General features: G+C 70.7%; 12 protein-coding genes. 6 read left to right on the top strand and 6 right to left on the bottom strand.

Features of this window, described 5'->3' with window-relative positions; all coding sequences use genetic code 11:
• Positions 1 to 2 precede the first annotated feature (2 nt).
• From scpA to ACLF6P_RS27700, 4 genes are all read right to left on the bottom strand, one after another.
• The gene (gene scpA, locus ACLF6P_RS27715; protein ID WP_415953990.1) at positions 3 to 2,189 is read right to left on the bottom strand and encodes a methylmalonyl-CoA mutase; all 2,187 of its coding nucleotides are present in this window, start codon (positions 2,187 to 2,189) and stop codon (positions 3 to 5) included.
• Entirely contained in the window at positions 2,189 to 4,006 is a 1,818-nt protein-coding gene (locus tag ACLF6P_RS27710; RefSeq protein ID WP_415953989.1) for a methylmalonyl-CoA mutase family protein, read from the bottom strand. The genes scpA and ACLF6P_RS27710 overlap by 1 nt, the downstream gene beginning before the upstream one ends.
• Before the next feature lie 251 nt (positions 4,007 to 4,257).
• Positions 4,258 to 4,746 carry an RNHCP domain-containing protein gene (locus tag ACLF6P_RS27705; RefSeq protein WP_415953988.1) on the bottom strand — a complete coding sequence of 163 codons (489 nt, stop codon included), beginning with the start codon at positions 4,744 to 4,746 and terminating at the stop codon, positions 4,258 to 4,260.
• A gap of 32 nt (positions 4,747 to 4,778) precedes the next feature.
• Positions 4,779 to 5,171 (bottom strand): RNHCP domain-containing protein, encoded by a 393-nt coding sequence (locus tag ACLF6P_RS27700; protein ID WP_415953987.1) that lies wholly within the window; start codon positions 5,169 to 5,171, stop codon positions 4,779 to 4,781.
• A 297-nt stretch (positions 5,172 to 5,468) separates the two neighbouring features.
• Between ACLF6P_RS27700 and ACLF6P_RS27695 the strand changes: the two genes are divergently transcribed.
• Both ACLF6P_RS27695 and ACLF6P_RS27690 read left to right on the top strand, forming a co-directional pair.
• On the top strand, positions 5,469 to 6,608 hold the full coding sequence (locus tag ACLF6P_RS27695; protein WP_415953985.1) for a winged helix DNA-binding domain-containing protein: 1,140 nt from the start codon (positions 5,469 to 5,471) through the stop codon (positions 6,606 to 6,608).
• 185 nt (positions 6,609 to 6,793) lie between these two features.
• Positions 6,794 to 8,335 carry an AMP-binding protein gene (locus ACLF6P_RS27690; protein WP_415953983.1) on the top strand — a complete coding sequence of 514 codons (1,542 nt, stop codon included), beginning with the start codon at positions 6,794 to 6,796 and terminating at the stop codon, positions 8,333 to 8,335.
• A gap of 190 nt (positions 8,336 to 8,525) precedes the next feature.
• Here the strand turns inward: ACLF6P_RS27690 and eno are convergent, their stop codons facing one another.
• Positions 8,526 to 9,824, bottom strand: coding sequence for a phosphopyruvate hydratase (eno, locus tag ACLF6P_RS27685; RefSeq protein WP_415954045.1), 1,299 nt, complete (start codon positions 9,822 to 9,824; stop codon positions 8,526 to 8,528).
• 199 nt (positions 9,825 to 10,023) lie between these two features.
• On the opposite strand from eno, the gene ACLF6P_RS27680 reads away from it, so the two are divergent.
• Together ACLF6P_RS27680 and ACLF6P_RS27675 are read left to right on the top strand one after the other, a co-directional pair.
• Entirely contained in the window at positions 10,024 to 10,446 is a 423-nt protein-coding gene (locus tag ACLF6P_RS27680) for a MarR family winged helix-turn-helix transcriptional regulator (protein WP_415953982.1), read from the top strand.
• A gap of 147 nt (positions 10,447 to 10,593) precedes the next feature.
• Complete coding sequence (locus ACLF6P_RS27675) at positions 10,594 to 11,520, top strand: helix-turn-helix domain-containing protein (RefSeq protein WP_415953980.1); 927 nt, start codon at positions 10,594 to 10,596, stop codon at positions 11,518 to 11,520.
• A gap of 278 nt (positions 11,521 to 11,798) precedes the next feature.
• Here the strand turns inward: ACLF6P_RS27675 and ACLF6P_RS27670 are convergent, their stop codons facing one another.
• Positions 11,799 to 12,551: a hypothetical protein gene (locus tag ACLF6P_RS27670; RefSeq protein WP_415953979.1), complete on the bottom strand. Its 753-nt coding sequence runs from the start codon at positions 12,549 to 12,551 to the stop codon at positions 11,799 to 11,801.
• A gap of 270 nt (positions 12,552 to 12,821) precedes the next feature.
• Between ACLF6P_RS27670 and gcl the strand changes: the two genes are divergently transcribed.
• Both gcl and ACLF6P_RS27660 read left to right on the top strand, forming a co-directional pair.
• Positions 12,822 to 14,600, top strand: a complete 1,779-nt coding sequence (gene gcl, locus ACLF6P_RS27665; protein ID WP_415954044.1) for a glyoxylate carboligase — start codon at positions 12,822 to 12,824, stop codon at positions 14,598 to 14,600.
• Between the two features lie 383 nt (positions 14,601 to 14,983).
• Positions 14,984 to 15,385: a hypothetical protein gene (locus ACLF6P_RS27660; RefSeq protein ID WP_415954043.1), complete on the top strand. Its 402-nt coding sequence runs from the start codon at positions 14,984 to 14,986 to the stop codon at positions 15,383 to 15,385.
• The last annotated feature ends 359 nt before the right edge of the window (positions 15,386 to 15,744 follow it).

Raw genomic sequence — 15,744 nt, 5'->3', positions numbered from 1 at the left:
CGTCAGGCGGCCTCGTCGTGGCCCAGCTCCCTCGCAAGGCGTTCCACCAGGTCGTAGGCCGCGTCGGGGATGACGGTGCCAGGCGGGAAGACCGCCGCCGCGCCCATCTCCAGGAGCGTGGGGACGTCCTGCGGCGGGATGACACCGCCGACGACGATCATGATGTCCTCGCGGCCCTCCTCCGCCAGCGCGGCCCGCAGCGCCGGGACGAGCGTGAGGTGTCCTGCGGCAAGCGACGAGACGCCGACGATGTGCACGTCCGCCTCGACCGCCTGCCGGGCGACCTCGCCCGGGGTCTGGAAGAGCGGGCCGACGTCGACGTCGAAACCGAGGTCGGCGAAGGCCGTGGCGATGACCTTCTGGCCGCGGTCGTGGCCGTCCTGGCCCATCTTGGCGACGAGGATGCGCGGCCTGCGGCCCTCGGCCTCGTCGAAGGCGTCGACCAGGGCGCGGGTGCGGTCCACGTTCGCCGACTCTCCTGCCTCGTTGCGGTACACGCCGGAAATCGTACGGATCTGGCCCGCGTGCCGCCCGTACACCTTCTCCAGTGCGTCGGAGATCTCGCCCACGGTGGCCTTCGCGCGGGCCGCGTTCACGGCGAGTTCGAGGAGGTTGCCCGTGCCCGCTGCCGCCTGCGTGAGCGCGTCCAACGAGGACTGGCAGGCCTGTTCGTCGCGCTCGGCGCGCAGTCGGCGCAGCTTCTCGATCTGCTGGGCGCGTACCGACGAGTTGTCGACCTTGAGGACCTCGATCGCCTCGTCGCTGGCGACGCGGTACTTGTTGACGCCGATGACCGGCTGGCGCCCGGAGTCGATACGGGCCTGGGTGCGCGCGGCCGCCTCCTCGACGCGGAGCTTCGGGATGCCCGCGTCGATGGCCTGGGCCATGCCGCCGGCCTTCTCGACCTCCTCGATGTGCTGCCAGGCGCGCCGCGCGAGGTCGTACGTCAGCTTCTCGACGTAGGCGCTGCCGCCCCACGGGTCGATCGTGCGCGTCGTGCCCGACTCCTGCTGGAGCAGGAGCTGGGTGTTGCGGGCGATGCGGGCGGAGAAGTCGGTGGGGAGGGCGAGGGCTTCGTCCAGCGCGTTCGTGTGGAGGGACTGGGTGTGGCCCTGGGTCGCCGCCATCGCCTCCACGCAGGTGCGGGTGACGTTGTTGAAGACGTCCTGCGCGGTCAGTGACCAGCCCGAGGTCTGCGAATGGGTGCGCAGGGACAGGGACTTGGTGTTCTGCGGGTCGAACTGCTTCACCAGCTTCGCCCACAGCAGGCGCGCGGCACGCAGCTTGGCGACCTCCATGAAGAAGTTCATGCCGATCGCCCAGAAGAACGACAGCCGTGGCGCGAACGCGTCCACGTCCAGGCCCGCCTCACGGCCCGCGCGGATGTACTCGACGCCGTCCGCGAGCGTGTACGCAAGCTCCAGGTCGGCCGTCGCACCCGCCTCCTGGATGTGGTACCCGGAGATGGAGATCGAGTTGTAGCGCGGCATCCGCTGCGAGGTGTACGCGAAGATGTCGGAGATGATCCGCATCGACGGCTTCGGCGGATAGATGTAGGTGTTGCGGACCATGAACTCCTTGAGGATGTCGTTCTGAATGGTCCCGGCCAGCTTCTCGGGCGGTACGCCCTGCTCCTCCGCCGCCACGATGTAGAGCGCGAGGATCGGCAGCACCGCGCCGTTCATCGTCATCGAGACGGTCATCCTGTCGAGCGGGATGCCGTCGAACAGCTGGCGCATGTCGAGGATCGAGTCGATCGCCACGCCCGCCATGCCGACGTCACCGGTCACCCGCGGGTGGTCGCTGTCGTAGCCGCGGTGGGTGGGCAGGTCGAAGGCGACGGAGAGGCCCTTCTGGCCGGCCGCGAGATTGCGCCGGTAGAAGGCGTTGGACTCCTCGGCCGTGGAGAAGCCCGCGTACTGGCGGATCGTCCACGGCTGGTTGGCGTACATCGTCGGGTACGGGCCGCGCAGATACGGCGCCACGCCCGGGTACGTGCCGAGGAAGTCGAGGCCTTCCACGTCCTCGCCCGTGTACAGCGGCTTGACCGCGATGCCCTCCGGGGTCTCCCAGAGCAGTTCGTTCTCGTCCTTGCCCGTGGACGCCTCGACGGCCTCGCGCCAGGCGCCGGCCGACGCCTTCGACGTGGTGCGCCCGAGATCGATCCCGGTGAAGTCGGGGATGGACATCAGGAGACTCCCAGACGGTCGAGGGTGGAGGTGAGCACGTCCACGGCATCGCAGCCCGCGAAGACGTAGGAGTCGACACCTTCGTACGAGGCGGGCTTCCCGGCGAGGAAGACGTACTCGGCGCCCGCGGCCCGCAGTTCGGCGGCGATCGCGGCGGCCTGCTCCTCGTACACGCTGTCGCTGGAGCACAGGCACACGATCCGCGAGCCGCTCTCCACGAAGGCCGCGCTGCCCTCGCCGGTGACCGGCTCGATGCCGCCCGCCTGGAAGAGGTTCGAGGCGAACGTGGCGCGGGCGGTGTGCGCGGCGGGGGAGCCGAGCGCGGCGAGGAAGACCTTCGGGCGCTCGCCGTGTGCGGCGAGGTGCGCGTCGGAGCGGGAGCGCAGCGCCTCGTAGGCCTCGTCGCGGCTGACCCGCGGCAGGCCGCCGGCCGGGGCGGCGGGCGCGGGTTCGCGCTCGACGGGCTTCTCGGCGAGGTTCGGGAACTCGCTGACGCCCGTGATGGGCTCCTTGCGCGTGGCGAGCTTCCGGCTGCGCACGGACCAGGTCTCGGCGATACGGTCGCGGAGCATTCCGCTGCGCAACACGGCCGCCTGGCCGCCCGCGCGCTCGATCTCCTGGAAGAACTCCCAGCCCGCCTGCGCCAGTTGGTCGGTCAGTTGCTCCACGTACCAGGAGCCGCCCGCCGGGTCGATGACGCGGGAGAGGTGGGATTCCTCGATCAGGATTGTGGAGGTGTTGCGGGCGATACGGCGGGCGAATGCGTCCGGCAGGCCGAGCGCGTGGTCGAAGGGCAGCACCGTCACCGACCCGGCGCCGCCGACACCCGCGGCGAGCGTGGCGACCGTGCAGCGCAGCATGTTCACCCACGGGTCGCGGCGGCTCATCATCACCGACGACGTGACCGCGTGCTGGATCTGCGCGCCCTCGGTGCCGCAGACCTCCGTGATCCAGGACCACAGGCGGCGGGCGGCCCGGAACTTGGCGATGGTGAGGAACTGGTCGGCGCTCGCCGCGTAGCGGAACTCCAGCTGGCCCACGGCCTGTTCGGTGCTGAGGCCCGCCGCGGTCAGCTCCCGCAGATACGCCACGGCGGTGGCCATCGAGGCGCCGAGCTCCTGCCCGGCCGAGGCGCCCGCCTCGTGGTACGGCAGGGCGTCCACGGTGAGGGCCCGCAGCCCCGGGAAGCCTTCGGTCAGCTTGCGTGCGTACGAGGCGACCGGCGCGAAGTCCTGTGCCTGGCCGGTCCGTGCCTCGTGACCGAGCGGGTCACCGCCCAGGTTGCCCCGTACCTCCGCGGCGGGCGTGCCGCGCTCCGTGTGCAGCCGGAGCAGCTCGGCGGCGGCCTCGGGGAAGGCGGCGCCCGCGTCGAGGACGAGCGGCGCGAGGTCGAGGTAGACGCCGTCCAGCGCCCGCTCCAGACCCGCGACCGGCAGACCGCCCTCGCCCACGGTCAGCCACAGCGAGGTGACCCCGTTCTCCAGGTCGCCGAGCAGCGCTTCGTTCGCGGCGGCCGGATCGGGCCGGGAGTGGTGCTGGCGCACGTCCCAGCCGGCCGCCGCGGTGCCCTCGGGGCGGGCGCCCCGGGTGTACGGGGCGAAACCGGGCAGGCCGGGTGCCGTATCGGCAGAGGTGTACAGAGGGCGGGCGATGAGCCCGTCCTCGAGCTGGGTGGAGAGGGCACTCTCGGCTGCGTCGCCCGAGACTTCCTTGCCCGACTTGCGCAGTACGCCTTCCACGAGGCGCTGCCACTGCTCATGGGTCGCATCAGGGAACTCGGCGGCCAGGGAGAGCCCGTCGTCAGGCAGGACCGTCATGCTCGGATGCTAGCGGTCCGCACTAAAGGATCAGCAGAGGGCAGGGCTGTGACCTTGCCCTCTTCAGGTGGGGCTTGATCCTTGACGGATTGTGCACTACTGGCCGGTAACAAATAGTGGTTCGGATCCTGGTGCTGGTGCTGGTGCTGGTGCTGGTGCAGGTGCAGGTGCCGTGCGGCCTCGGTACCTGCACCGGTACCGAGGCCGCACCGTGAGGGGCGGATGCGGGCACCCGCCCCTCACGGTCGGCATCAAGGCGCGGCGAGCAGCGCGCTGGTGGCGACGCGGCCGTCCCTCAGCGGCCTGAGCGCCAGGCGCACCAGGGCCAGTGCGTTGTCGTCGCCCGCGATGCGGTTGGCGCTGAGCCGGGCGCACGTCAGGCACTGGTGGATGAGCAGCCACTCGCCGTCCGCACGGACGGTCAGGCCGACCGCCTCCATGCGTCCCCGGCAGTCCGCGGCACGGTCGCCGGGGATCCGCAGATCGACATGGAGACTGGTCAGACAGGTCGGGCAGTGATTGCGGTGCGCGGTGCCGGGCGCGACGAGCGATACGTCGAGCCGGCATCCCACGCACCGGAAGTCACGGGCCCGGTGACCGCCCGCGCTGTGCAGGACGTCCTTGCGGCGCTGCGGCCTGGCGCGTCCGGTGCGCCTGCGCCTGTCCTTGCTGCTGCTTCCGCTGTCCTTGTTGCTTCTGTTGTTTCTGTTTCCCTGGTCGCTGTGCGTGCGGCGTGGCATGGCCTGTCCCCTTTCGTGTCCGCTGCGGGCGTTCAGAGCGTGCCGAACGCTTCGAGCGGGAACGGGGGATCGGCCAGCGGCCGTACGGCCATGCGCATGAGGATGAGCTGGTTGTCGTCCCCACACACCGGTTCCGAACTGAGCTCGCCGCAGCGTACGCAGCGGTGGATCAGCATCCAGTCGCCGGTGCGCAGCACGGCGATGGCGATCGGGCTCATCCGCGCGCCGCATGCGGACGAACCGCCCTCGACCTGGTCGAGGACATGCCGCGAGTGCAGACAGGACGGACAGTGATTGCGCCGGGTGGAACCGGCGGCGTAGGACGAGACGGTCAGTCCGCAGCGTACGCACGTGAACGTGTCGGTGCCGAGGACGTGTCCGGTGGGGGTGGTGCGGTGCTGGTGTGCGAGGTGATCGCTTGACACCCGGGTGCTCCTTGCTGAGAAGTGTGCAATGACAGCAAGAGCAGGCCGAGCGGCCTCACAGGACCGGAACTGTACGGAAGGGCAGTGGCGGTCAGAAGCTGACGCGAGGCGCGCTCGGCGCGGTCCGGGTCATCAAGACACCTCTTCCAAGTGATCGGGAGCAGTACGGGGCCGCCGGTGGAGTACCTCCGGTGGCTGACCGAAGCGAACACCGTCGCGGGTCCTCGCGTCCACCGAATTTCCCCGCAGGGCGATCGAGGACGGTCGCTGTCCGCATCTCTCGCTACCGTGCGGAACATGACGGCAGCCGAGAAGGACCGAGGCCCTGTGCTCACCACGCGCGCGCTCAACCGCGCCTCCCTGGAACGGCAGCTGCTGCTGCGACGGCACAGCATGAAGCCCGCGGACGCGGTCGCGCATCTGCTCGGACTGCAGGCGCAGAACGTCAAACCGCCCTATTACGCGCTCGCGGCCCGGCTCGAGGACTTCGAGCCGCAGGAGCACTCCCGGCTGATGGCGGACCGCGAACTGGTGCGCATCGTCACCATGCGCTCGACCATCCACGCGCACACCGCCGACGACGCACTGGCCCTGCGGGGGCTCGTCCAGCCGGCGCGCACCCGGGAGCTCGGCCAGTTCCGCAAGGGCCTCGTCGGCGTGGACCTGGAGGATCTCGTCGTACGCGCGAAGGAACTCGTGGAGGCGGAGCCGCGGACGCCCAAGCAGCTCCGCGAAGAGCTGCTCAAGGCGTGGCCCGATGCCGATCCGCAGGCGCTCGGGGCCGCCGCCCGCTGCCTGCTGCCGCAGGTCCAGGTCACCCCGCGCGGCCTGTGGCGGCGCAGCGGGCAGGTCGCGCTGACCACCCTGGTGCACTGGCTCGGCCGCGACGACGTGCCGCCCGCCACGCCCGACGACACGGTCCTGCGCTACCTCGCCGCCTTCGGACCGGCCTCCGTGAAGGACTTCCAGACCTGGTGCGGCCTCACCCGGATGCGTGAAGTATTCGAACGGCTGCGCCCCCGCCTGATCGCCTTCCGCGACGAGAACGGCATCGAAGTCTTCGACCTGCCGGAAGCCCCGCGCCCCGACGAGGACACCCCGGCCCCCGCGCGGCTGCTGCCCGAATTCGACAACCTGCTGCTCTCGCACGCGGACCGGGTGCGGTTCGTACCGGCCGAGTACAAAGGCAGCACCTGGCTGGGCAACATCGCCTACAGCGCCTTCCTGGTCGACGGCTTCCTCGCGGGCGTATGGCGGCTTGCGGAGGAGAAGGAGACCGCGACGCTCACGTTCGAGCCCTTCGGCAAGCTCACCGAGGCGCAGCGCGCCGAGTTGGAGGCCGAGGCCGTAAGGCTCCTCGAAGGGCCGATGGGGACGGGAGGTACGTACGACATCCGGTACGGGCAGGTGATCGGCGTCCGCGCGAAGGCCTCGTAGGCACGCCCACGGGGTCTGGTGATCGTGGGTCGTTTGCGCACAGGATGCTACGTACGAGGACGTGGGGACGAACCGACGCATCACCCAATCTCCGAACCTTCGAACCTCCGAACCTCCGAACCTCCGAACGTAAAACGCCCCGGACCACTGAACGCCGAAACGCCCCGGATCACAGGAGATACGACATGCGGATGCCGATGACCGTCGCCGACTTCCTCCACCGGGCGGAGGCCGGCTTCGCCGACAGCCCCGGCGTGGTCGACGAACCGGACCAGCCCGCCGCCGTCGTACCGGAGTCGACCTACGGGCGCCTCGGGGAGCGGGTGCGGGCCTGGCAGGCCGGATTCGACGCGCTCGGCATCGGGGAGGGCGAACGGGTCGCCGTCGTCAGCCACAACTCGTCGCGCCTGCTCGAACTGCTCTTCGCGGTGCCGATGAGCGGGCGGATCGCCGTGCCCGTGAACTTCCGGCTGAAGCCGGAGGAGACCGAGTACATCGTCCGGCAGAGCGGGGCCTCGGCGGTCCTGGTGGACCCGGAGCTGGACGACGCGCTCGCGGGCGTCAAGGCCGGGCACCGTTTCGTACTCGGCGAGCAGACCGAGCGGGAACTGATGCGCTTCGGCGTCGAGCCGCGCCCCTGGTCGCGGCCGGACGAGGATGCCACCGCCACCATCAATTACACCTCGGGCACCACCGCCCGCCCCAAGGGCGTACAGCTGACGCACCGCAACATCTGGGTGAACGGCCTCACCTTCGGCCTGCACACCCGCGCCTGGGAGCGGGACGTCTACCTGCACACCCTGCCGATGTTCCACTGCAACGGTTGGGGCATGCCCTTCGTCATGGCGGGGCTCGGCGCCAAGCAGGTCGTGCTGCGCAAGGTCGACGGCACGGAGATCCTGCGCCGCGTCGAGCGGCACGGGGTGACCCTGATGTGCGGGGCGCCCGCGGTGTGGAACGCAGTGCTCGGCGCGGCGGCCGACTGGGAGGGCGAGATCCCGGGCCGCGAGCGGGTCCGCATCGTCTGCGCGGGCGCGCCGCCGCCGAGCCGTACGATCCAGCGTGTCGAGGAGGAACTGGGCTGGGAGTTCACCCAGATCTACGGCCTCACGGAGACCTCGCCGCTGCTCACCTTCAACCGCACCCGCCCGCAGGACGACGCGCTCCCCGCTGAGGAACGCGCCCGCAGGCTCTCCCGTGCGGGCCTTCCCGCCCTCGGTGTACGCCTCGACGTGGCGGCATCCGGTGAGGTGCTGGCCCGGTCGAACGTCGTCCTCGACGGTTACTGGGAGAAGCCCGAGGAGACCGAGGCGGCCCTGGAGGGCGGCTGGTTCCACACAGGGGACGGCGGTGTGATCGACGAGGACGACGGCCATCTGACCATTTCCGACCGCAAGAAGGACGTCATCATCACCGGCGGCGAGAACGTCTCGTCCATCGAGGTCGAGGACACCGTCTTCAGCCATCCGGCGGTCGCCGAGGTCGCGGTCATCGGCGTACCGCACGAGAAGTGGGGCGAGACCATCAAGGCCCTGGTGGTCCTGGCGGAGGGCGCGAGCGCCACGGAGGCGGACCTGATCGCCCACTGCAAGGACCGGATCGCCGGCTACAAGGCGCCCACGTCCGTGGAGTTCCGCACGTCCATCCCGCGCACGGCCACGGGCAAGATCCAGAAGTTCAAGCTGCGGGAGCCGTACTGGGCGGGGCGGGAACGGCAGGTGAACTGAGGGGGCTCGCCGCCCCCGGTACCAGGCGTGTCCCGATGCGCCCGCAGGATGACTCCGGCTCCCGCGACACGCCGCTTCGCGGTGGAGAACGCGGTGCCGGAGTCACGCGGACCGGAGTCACGTGGACCGGCGTCTACGGGGTCCCGGAGTTCCTGTTCTGAGGAATCGGCCTACTCGTCGCGGCGCATGCCTACCGCGTCCGGACGGCCCCGCGCCGCTGAAGCGCCTGCCCGCCCGCGTACCGCGCGCTCGCGCCCAGCTGTTCCTCGATCCGCATCAGCTGGTTGTACTTGGCCGTGCGGTCCGAGCGGGAGAGGGAACCCGTCTTGATCTGGCCGCAGTTCGTGGCCACCGCCAGGTCGGCGATCGTCGTGTCCTCGGTTTCGCCCGAGCGGTGCGACATGACGACCGTGTAGCCCGCGCGGTGGGCCGCGTCCACCGTGCTCAGGGCCTCGGTGAGGGTGCCGATCTGGTTGACCTTGATGAGGATCGAGTTGGCCACGCCCGAGGCGATTCCCTCGCGGAGGATCGCCTCGTTCGTGCAGAAGACGTCGTCGCCCGTCAGCTGGCAGCGGTCGCCCACGCGGGTCGTCAGATCGCGCCAGCCCTCCAGGTCGTCCTCGGCCATCGGGTCCTCGATCGAGACGACGGGGTACGCCTCGATCAACTTCGTGAGGTAGGCGGCGTGTTCGGCGGGGGAGCGGCGTACGCCCTCGCCGGCGTAGTCGTACCCACCGTCGCGGAAGAACTCCGAGGACGCCGGATCCATGACCAGGCCGATGTCCGTGCCGGGGCGGTAGCCCGCGCGTTCGACCGCGGCGACGACGAAGTCGAGTGCCTCCTCGGCCGTACGGAGACAGGGGGCGAAGCCGCCCTCGTCGCCGACACCCGTGGCGTGCCCGGCAGCGAGCAGGTCGCGGCGCAGGGTGTGGAAGATCTCGGAGCCCATGCGGACGGCCTGGGCGAAGGAGTCCGCGCCGACCGGGGCGATCATGAACTCCTGGAAGTCCAGGGGATTGTCGGCGTGCGCGCCCCCGTTGACGATGTTCATCATCGGTACGGGGAGCAGCGTGGCGCCGGTGCCGCCGACGTAGCGGTAGAGCGGCAGCCGGTGGGCGGCCGCCGCGGCCTTCGCGGCGGCCAGTGAGACGCCGAGGATCGCGTTGGCGCCGAGCCGCGACTTGGTCGGGGTGCCGTCGGCGGCGATGAGGGCGGCGTCGAGGCCGGTCTGGTCCTCGGCTTCGAGGCCGGTGGCGGCGGCGGCGAGTTCCGTGTTCACGTGCTCCACGGCGCGGTCGACGCCCTTGCCGTGCCAGCAGGCCGGGTCACCGTCGCGCAGTTCCACTGCCTCGCGTGCGCCGGTCGAGGCGCCGGAGGGGACCGCGGCCCGGCCGGTGGAGCCGTCCGCCAGCTCCACATCCACTTCGACGGTGGGGTTGCCCCTGCTGTCGAGGATGCGGCGGCCGGTGACGGAGGTGATGGCGGTCATTGCGGTCATGGGAGTCCTCCCCTTGTCGCGTACGTGCCGGGGTCCTGCTGCGGCGACGCTGGCGCTGAACCCGACGGGAGAGACTGTACAGCATTGCTGCACAGTTCTGCTGTGCAGCAATGCTGTACAGTCTTGCTGTGTGGGCGGGCTGCTGAGGTGAGCAGCAGGGCTGAGCAGCCGTGCTGCGTTAAGGTTCGGTATGCCCCTTCCGGAATCCACCGCCGTCGCGGCCGAACTGCGTACCGCGATGGGCAAACTCACGCGCCGCGTGAAGCTCGAGGACCAGATGCCGCTGGGTCAGGTGGCGGTGCTCGGAGCTCTCGACCGCAAGGGCGCGATGACGACCAGCGAGCTCGCGGCCGACCAGCGGGTGCGCCCGCAGTCCATGGCGCGGGCCGTGGGGCTGCTCATGGAGCAGGGGTTGATCACCCGCCGTGCGCATCCGACCGACGGCCGCAAGAGCCTGGTCGAGCTCTCCGCGGCGGGGCGCGCGCTTCTGGAGGAGGAGCGCGGGCGCCGCGAGGACTGGCTCGCGCGGGCGATCGAGGCGGAACTCTCGGAGCAGGAGCGGGAGTTGCTGGCCCGGAGTCTCGCGCTCGTGGAGCGGCTCGCGGCTCACTGAGGCCTGGCGGGCGGGCCGAGGCCTGAGTGGCCGGCTGAGGTCCGAGTGGTGGGCTGAGGTCCGAGTGGCGGAATGAGACCTGGGTGGTGGACTGAGACCTGGGTGGCGGGTGTTCGGCATGGCGGCGGCGGTGGGAGGCGTGCGGGCGTGACCGGTGGGCCTGCGGTCGAGCTGACCCGCCTCGAGGAGCGGTGGCGGGTGGATCGGGCGTGGCCCTCACCACTGCGGCCCTATGTGCGCAGCTACGCCGGGTACTGGGATCCCGCCGCGAGTCCGTTCCGGGCGCAGGTCGTGCCCAACGGGCGGGCCGTGGTGCTGATCAGCCTGGGGGAGCCCTTCGAGCAGGTGCATCGGCTCTCCGGGCACGGTCCTGCGCTGCGGGTGTTGGGTTCGCTGGCGGGCGGGCTCGAGGACGGGCCTCGGATCGTCTGCCATCCCGGCGGGCAGGAGGCGATCCGGCTGGAGCTGACGCCACTCGGGGCGTACCGGCTGTTCGGCCTGCCCATGCGGGAGCTGACCAACCGTGTCGTCGAGCTCGCGGACGTGCTCGGGTCGCGTGCGAAGGAGCTGGTCGAGCGGATGTCCGCGACGCGTGACTGGGCCACGCGGTTCGACCTGCTCGACGCCACGCTGCTCGCCCGGCTCGATGCCGGGCCCGAGCCCGCGCCTGAGGTCGGGCGCGCCTGGCAGCTGCTCGCGCGCTCCGGCGGGGCCGTCCCTGTGGCCCGGATCGCCCGGGATGTGGGCTGGAGTCATGGCTATCTCGTGCGCAGGTTCAGCCAGCAGGTGGGGCTCACACCGAAGGCCTCGGCGCGGGTGCTGCGCTTCCATCGGGCGGTGGGGATGCTCGCCCGCGGTGCCGTCGACCTCGGGGCGCTCACGGCAGCCTGCGGGTTCTATGACCAGGCCCATCTGAATCGGGAGTTCCGCTCCCTGGCCGGGATCACTCCTGGGCGGCTGGTCGCCGAGGGGGTCCTGGAGGGGGCCGTTTCCCTCCGGCCGGGGGAGGAGCGGCCGGGGGGAGCGGCCGGGGAGGGCTGCCGCGCTCCGGGCGGGCGCCGGCTCGTGAGCTGACTCCGAGGCCGAACCCGTGACCTGACTCCGAGGTCAAATTTGTCCAAGCCGGGGCCCGTACCTGCTCGCTAGGGTCCCGGAGTGTGGTCTTCCGGGTCAGGAGACGGCCAGGAGGGCGCAACGACCATCCCGAACGGGGGGCCGGGCGGGCCGCGGTGTACTGCGGTCCGCCCGGGCTTCATCCGGCCCCTGCCGCTGCGGGAGGCGTCCGTGCCCGGGGCGCACTCACGGCACCCCGCATCCCTGGGCGCAGCAGTACTCAGGGGGCGCAGCAGTACTCAGGCCCCCGAGCTGATCAGCTCGTCCGCCGGACTGTTCACCGGCTGCGGCGCCCCCGTCAGGTCCAGGACGAAGAGCGGGACCGCCAGTCGGTCCGCCCGTGCCCGCGCGTCCTGCGCGTAACCCGCGAGCGAGAACCACACCGGCACCGCCGACTCGTTGAGTGCGGCCAGCCATACGCATTCCACATCCCGCAGGCTCACCGCCCGAGTCGTCGGCTCGACCTGTGCCCGCAGCCCGGGCGCGGCCAGCCCCATCCCTGACGCGGCCCGCAGCTCGGCCCGCCGGATCTCCTTGTAGCCGAGCCAGCGCAGGTACAGCGCGGCGGCCTGCACGGCATCGCGCGCGGTGCGGATCGTCACGGGATGGAAGGCGGGCCGCGGCGCCGGAGCGGTCGGCGGAATGGGGTCTCCCCTGCTCGAACGAAGTTGAGAGCTCGGGGAAGCGATGTGCAGCGGGAGCGGCGCGTGGCCGGGAGCGGGGCCGGAGGAGGCCGGTCGTACGGGGATACGGAGCACCGTGCCGCAGGCGCAGCCGAGCTCCGGCTGGGGCCACTGATCGCAGCGCCCGCAGGACTCGCAGCGCACCGTCACCCAGTCGTCTTCCCAGGTCACATGGGTGACGGGCACCGGCTGCGCGCCTCGCTGCAGGGGCGGCGAAACCGGTGTACCGCAGGAGCAGGGGTACACGTGCGGCGCGTACAGGTGCTCGCGGCGGCAGAGCGGACAGCGCACCGGAACACTTCCGGGCATCGGCACACCCCCTCCGTACGAAGCCACGAACCGGACCCGCTGGCGTTCTCATCGTCCACCAAACGGCAGGCCCTGGGGAGGGATTCGGCGACGTTCATCGCACTTGATGAGGGCCTGAGGGCCTTGACGCCTCCCCTGAGCTGCTCTTAGATTGCTTCCATATAGCAGAAGAGAACTTCCGCATTACGGAAATAGTCAGCGGAAGCGCCCGATCGCCGACCGGTGCGACCGGTACGGCCGGCAGGACGCAGGAGTGAGTCGATGCCTCGAATGACAGCCGCCCACGCGGCAGTGGAGATCCTCAAGCGCGAAGGTGTGACGGACGCGTTCGGAGTGCCGGGCGCCGCGATCAACCCCTTCTACAAGGCCCTGAAGGAGGTCGGCGGCATCGACCACACCCTCGCGCGGCACGTCGAGGGCGCGACCCACATGGCCGAGGGCTACACGCGCACCAAGCCCGGCAACATCGGCGTCGCGATCGGTACGTCCGGCCCGGCCGGCACCGACATGATCACCGGTCACTACTCGGCCGCCGGCGACTCCATCCCGATCCTCGCCATCACCGGCCAGGCCCCGAGCCACCTCCTGCACAAGGAGGACTTCCAGGCCGTCGACATCGCCTCGATCGCCAAGCCGCTGACGAAGATGGCCGTCACGGTCCTGGAGCCCGCGCAGGTCCCCGGCGTCTTCCAGCAGGCCTTCCACCTCATGCGCTCCGGCCGTCCTGGACCGGTCCACATCGACCTGCCGATCGACGTGCAGCTCGCCGAGATCGACTTCGACCCGGAGACGTACGAGCCGCTGCCGGTCTACAAGCCGTCCGCGACCCGCTCCCAGATCGAGAAGGCGATCAGGTTCCTCGTCGAGTCGGAGCGCCCGCTGATCATCGCGGGCGGCGGCATCATCAACGCCGACGCCTGCGACCTGCTCGTCGAGTTCGCCGAGATCACCAACACCCCGGTCGTCCCCACCCTCATGGGCTGGGGCGCCATCCCGGACGACCACGAGCTGAACGCCGGCATGGTCGGCCAGCAGACCGGCCACCGCTACGGCAACGCCACCTTCCTGGAGTCGGACTTCGTCCTCGGCATCGGCAACCGCTGGGCCAACCGCCACACCGGCTACAAGCTGGACGTGTACCGCGAGGGCCGCACGTTCGTGCACGTCGACATCGAGCCGACCCAGATCGGCAAGATCTTCGCCCCGGACTACGGCATCACCTCGGACGCCAAGGCCGCCCTCGAACTGTTCGTCGAGGTCGCCAAGGAGCTGAAGGCCGCAGGTTCGCTGCCCGACCGCTCCGAGTGGGTCGCCTCGCACCTGGAGCGCAAGGCCACCCTCCAGCGCCGTACGCACTTCGAGAACATCCCCATGAAGCCGCAGCGCGTCTACGAGGAGATGAACAAGGCCTTCGGCAAGGACACCCGGTACGTCACCACGATCGGCCTGTCCCAGATCGCGGGCGCGCAGATGCTGCACGTCTACAAGCCCCGCCACTGGATCAACTGCGGCCAGGCCGGCCCGCTGGGCTGGACCATCCCGGCCGCGCTCGGTGTCGCCAAGGCGGACCCGGAGAACCCGGTCGTCGCCCTCTCCGGCGACTACGACTTCCAGTTCATGATCGAGGAGCTCGCGGTCGGTGCCCAGCACCGCATCCCGTACATCCACGTCCTCGTGAACAACGCCTACCTGGGCCTGATCCGGCAGGCGCAGATCGGTCTGGACATCAACTTCCAGGTCAACCTGGAGTTCGAGAACCAGAACAGCCCCGAGCTGGGCGTCTACGGCGTCGACCACGTCAAGGTCGCCGAGGGCCTCGGCTGCAAGGCGATCCGCGTCACCGACCCGGCCGACCTGCCCGAGGCCTTCGAGAAGGCGAAGAAGCTGGCGCAGGAGCACCAGGTGCCGGTCGTCGTCGAGGCGATCCTGGAGCGCATCACCAACATCGCGATGAGCCCCACGGCCGACATCAGCGCGGTCAAGGAGTTCGAGGAGGTCGCGACGGAGGACTGGCACGCTCCGACGGCCATCCTGCCGCTCAAGGCCTGATCGCCGCCGGGGCGCGACCGGCTGAGCCGCGCCCGACCCGCCCGAACCGAAGGGGCGGCCCGTCCGGACAGGACGTGCCGCCCCTTCGGCGTGTGCGTGTGCGCGTGCGCGTGCGAGTGAGCCTCCGTGTCGCTGGCTGTGTGGCCGTGGTGTTTGAGCCACCTGGCGCGGATGAGGCGAGGGGCGGCGCACCGGCCGTCCTGGACAACTCGCCAGCTATGCAGGGGCGTTCACCCCGGCGCGCCTCCCTGGGGTACGGGGTTCCGGCCAATGCTGGCCGGAACCCCGCGCGGATACGCACCGTGAGCGCACACTGGCTGTACGGAGGCAAGCGGTTGTTGACCGGCACGGACGCGCTGTCCGCGGGGAGCTGGGGGTCCGCGATGCACGAGGAGTTCCTGTGTGAGGTGACGGCGTACGGCGTCTGCGGTGGCGAGTACGTCGGCGTGCCGCTCGGCACCTACCGTGCGCCGAGCCTGCCGCTGGCGCTGTGGTGGCTGCGTGAGCGGGCCACCTGGATCGCCGAACGCCTCGACCTGCGGCTCGGCACGACCCGCGTGCCGGCCGGTGCGCTGGTGCCGATGCCGCGGGACGCGCCCGATGTGCCCGGCCTGCTGCGCGCCTGGCGCGACAGCGGCGCGGAGCAGGAGCAGGCGGCGGCCGCGCTCGCGAGCGGGCGGCTGGTGCGGTTCATCGCCCGTGACGAGACCACGGAGTACGAACTTCTCGCCGAGTCCGTCGACATGATCCGCATCCACCGTGCCCTCGGGCCGCCTGCCGGATAGGCCCGCGCGGTCCGGCTGCCGGATAGGCCGCGGCCCCGTACAAGGAAAACGAGCGCCGAGTACGGGACCGTCCGTACTCGGCGCTCTGGCTGAGGAGTTGGTTGCCGTCCGACGGCGTAAGGCTGACGCGACAGGACGTTCACGCCGCCGGACGGAGTCCGTGAGGAACCGTCGGGCCGACAGGTCGATCCGGCAGTTCGGGGACCGCGACGGTGCACGATGAGTCCTCGATACCGCTTCCCTCAGGTCGAGAAGCGTTCCGTGGGACCTTCACCACCGCACTGGCTCGCACACCGCCGCGGTCTCCGGCTGTCCGCCCGGGGGCGGACCTGTCCACCGAGGGTGGACGCCCGTACCGC

Source organism: Streptomyces lothianensis, assembly GCF_047779955.1.
Classification (GTDB): domain Bacteria; phylum Actinomycetota; class Actinomycetes; order Streptomycetales; family Streptomycetaceae; genus Streptomyces.
The sequence above is the reverse complement of the archived record's forward strand: the minus strand, read 5'-3'. Positions and strand labels throughout refer to the sequence as shown.

Bases quoted from the DNA above. Each gene is read 5' to 3' on its own strand.
- scpA (WP_415953990.1), bottom strand. From the start codon at position 2,189: ATGTCCATCCCCGACTTCACCGGGATCGATCTCGGGCGCACCACGTCG.
- ACLF6P_RS27710 (WP_415953989.1), bottom strand. From the start codon at position 4,006: ATGACGGTCCTGCCTGACGACGGGCTCTCCCTGGCCGCCGAGTTCCCT.
- ACLF6P_RS27705 (WP_415953988.1), bottom strand. From the start codon at position 4,746: ATGCCACGCCGCACGCACAGCGACCAGGGAAACAGAAACAACAGAAGC.
- ACLF6P_RS27695 (WP_415953985.1), top strand. From the start codon at position 5,469: ATGACGGCAGCCGAGAAGGACCGAGGCCCTGTGCTCACCACGCGCGCG.
- ACLF6P_RS27690 (WP_415953983.1), top strand. From the start codon at position 6,794: ATGCGGATGCCGATGACCGTCGCCGACTTCCTCCACCGGGCGGAGGCC.
- eno (WP_415954045.1), bottom strand. From the start codon at position 9,824: ATGACCGCCATCACCTCCGTCACCGGCCGCCGCATCCTCGACAGCAGG.
- ACLF6P_RS27680 (WP_415953982.1), top strand. From the start codon at position 10,024: ATGCCCCTTCCGGAATCCACCGCCGTCGCGGCCGAACTGCGTACCGCG.
- ACLF6P_RS27670 (WP_415953979.1), bottom strand. From the start codon at position 12,551: ATGCCCGGAAGTGTTCCGGTGCGCTGTCCGCTCTGCCGCCGCGAGCAC.
- gcl (WP_415954044.1), top strand. From the start codon at position 12,822: ATGACAGCCGCCCACGCGGCAGTGGAGATCCTCAAGCGCGAAGGTGTG.
- ACLF6P_RS27660 (WP_415954043.1), top strand. From the start codon at position 14,984: ATGCACGAGGAGTTCCTGTGTGAGGTGACGGCGTACGGCGTCTGCGGT.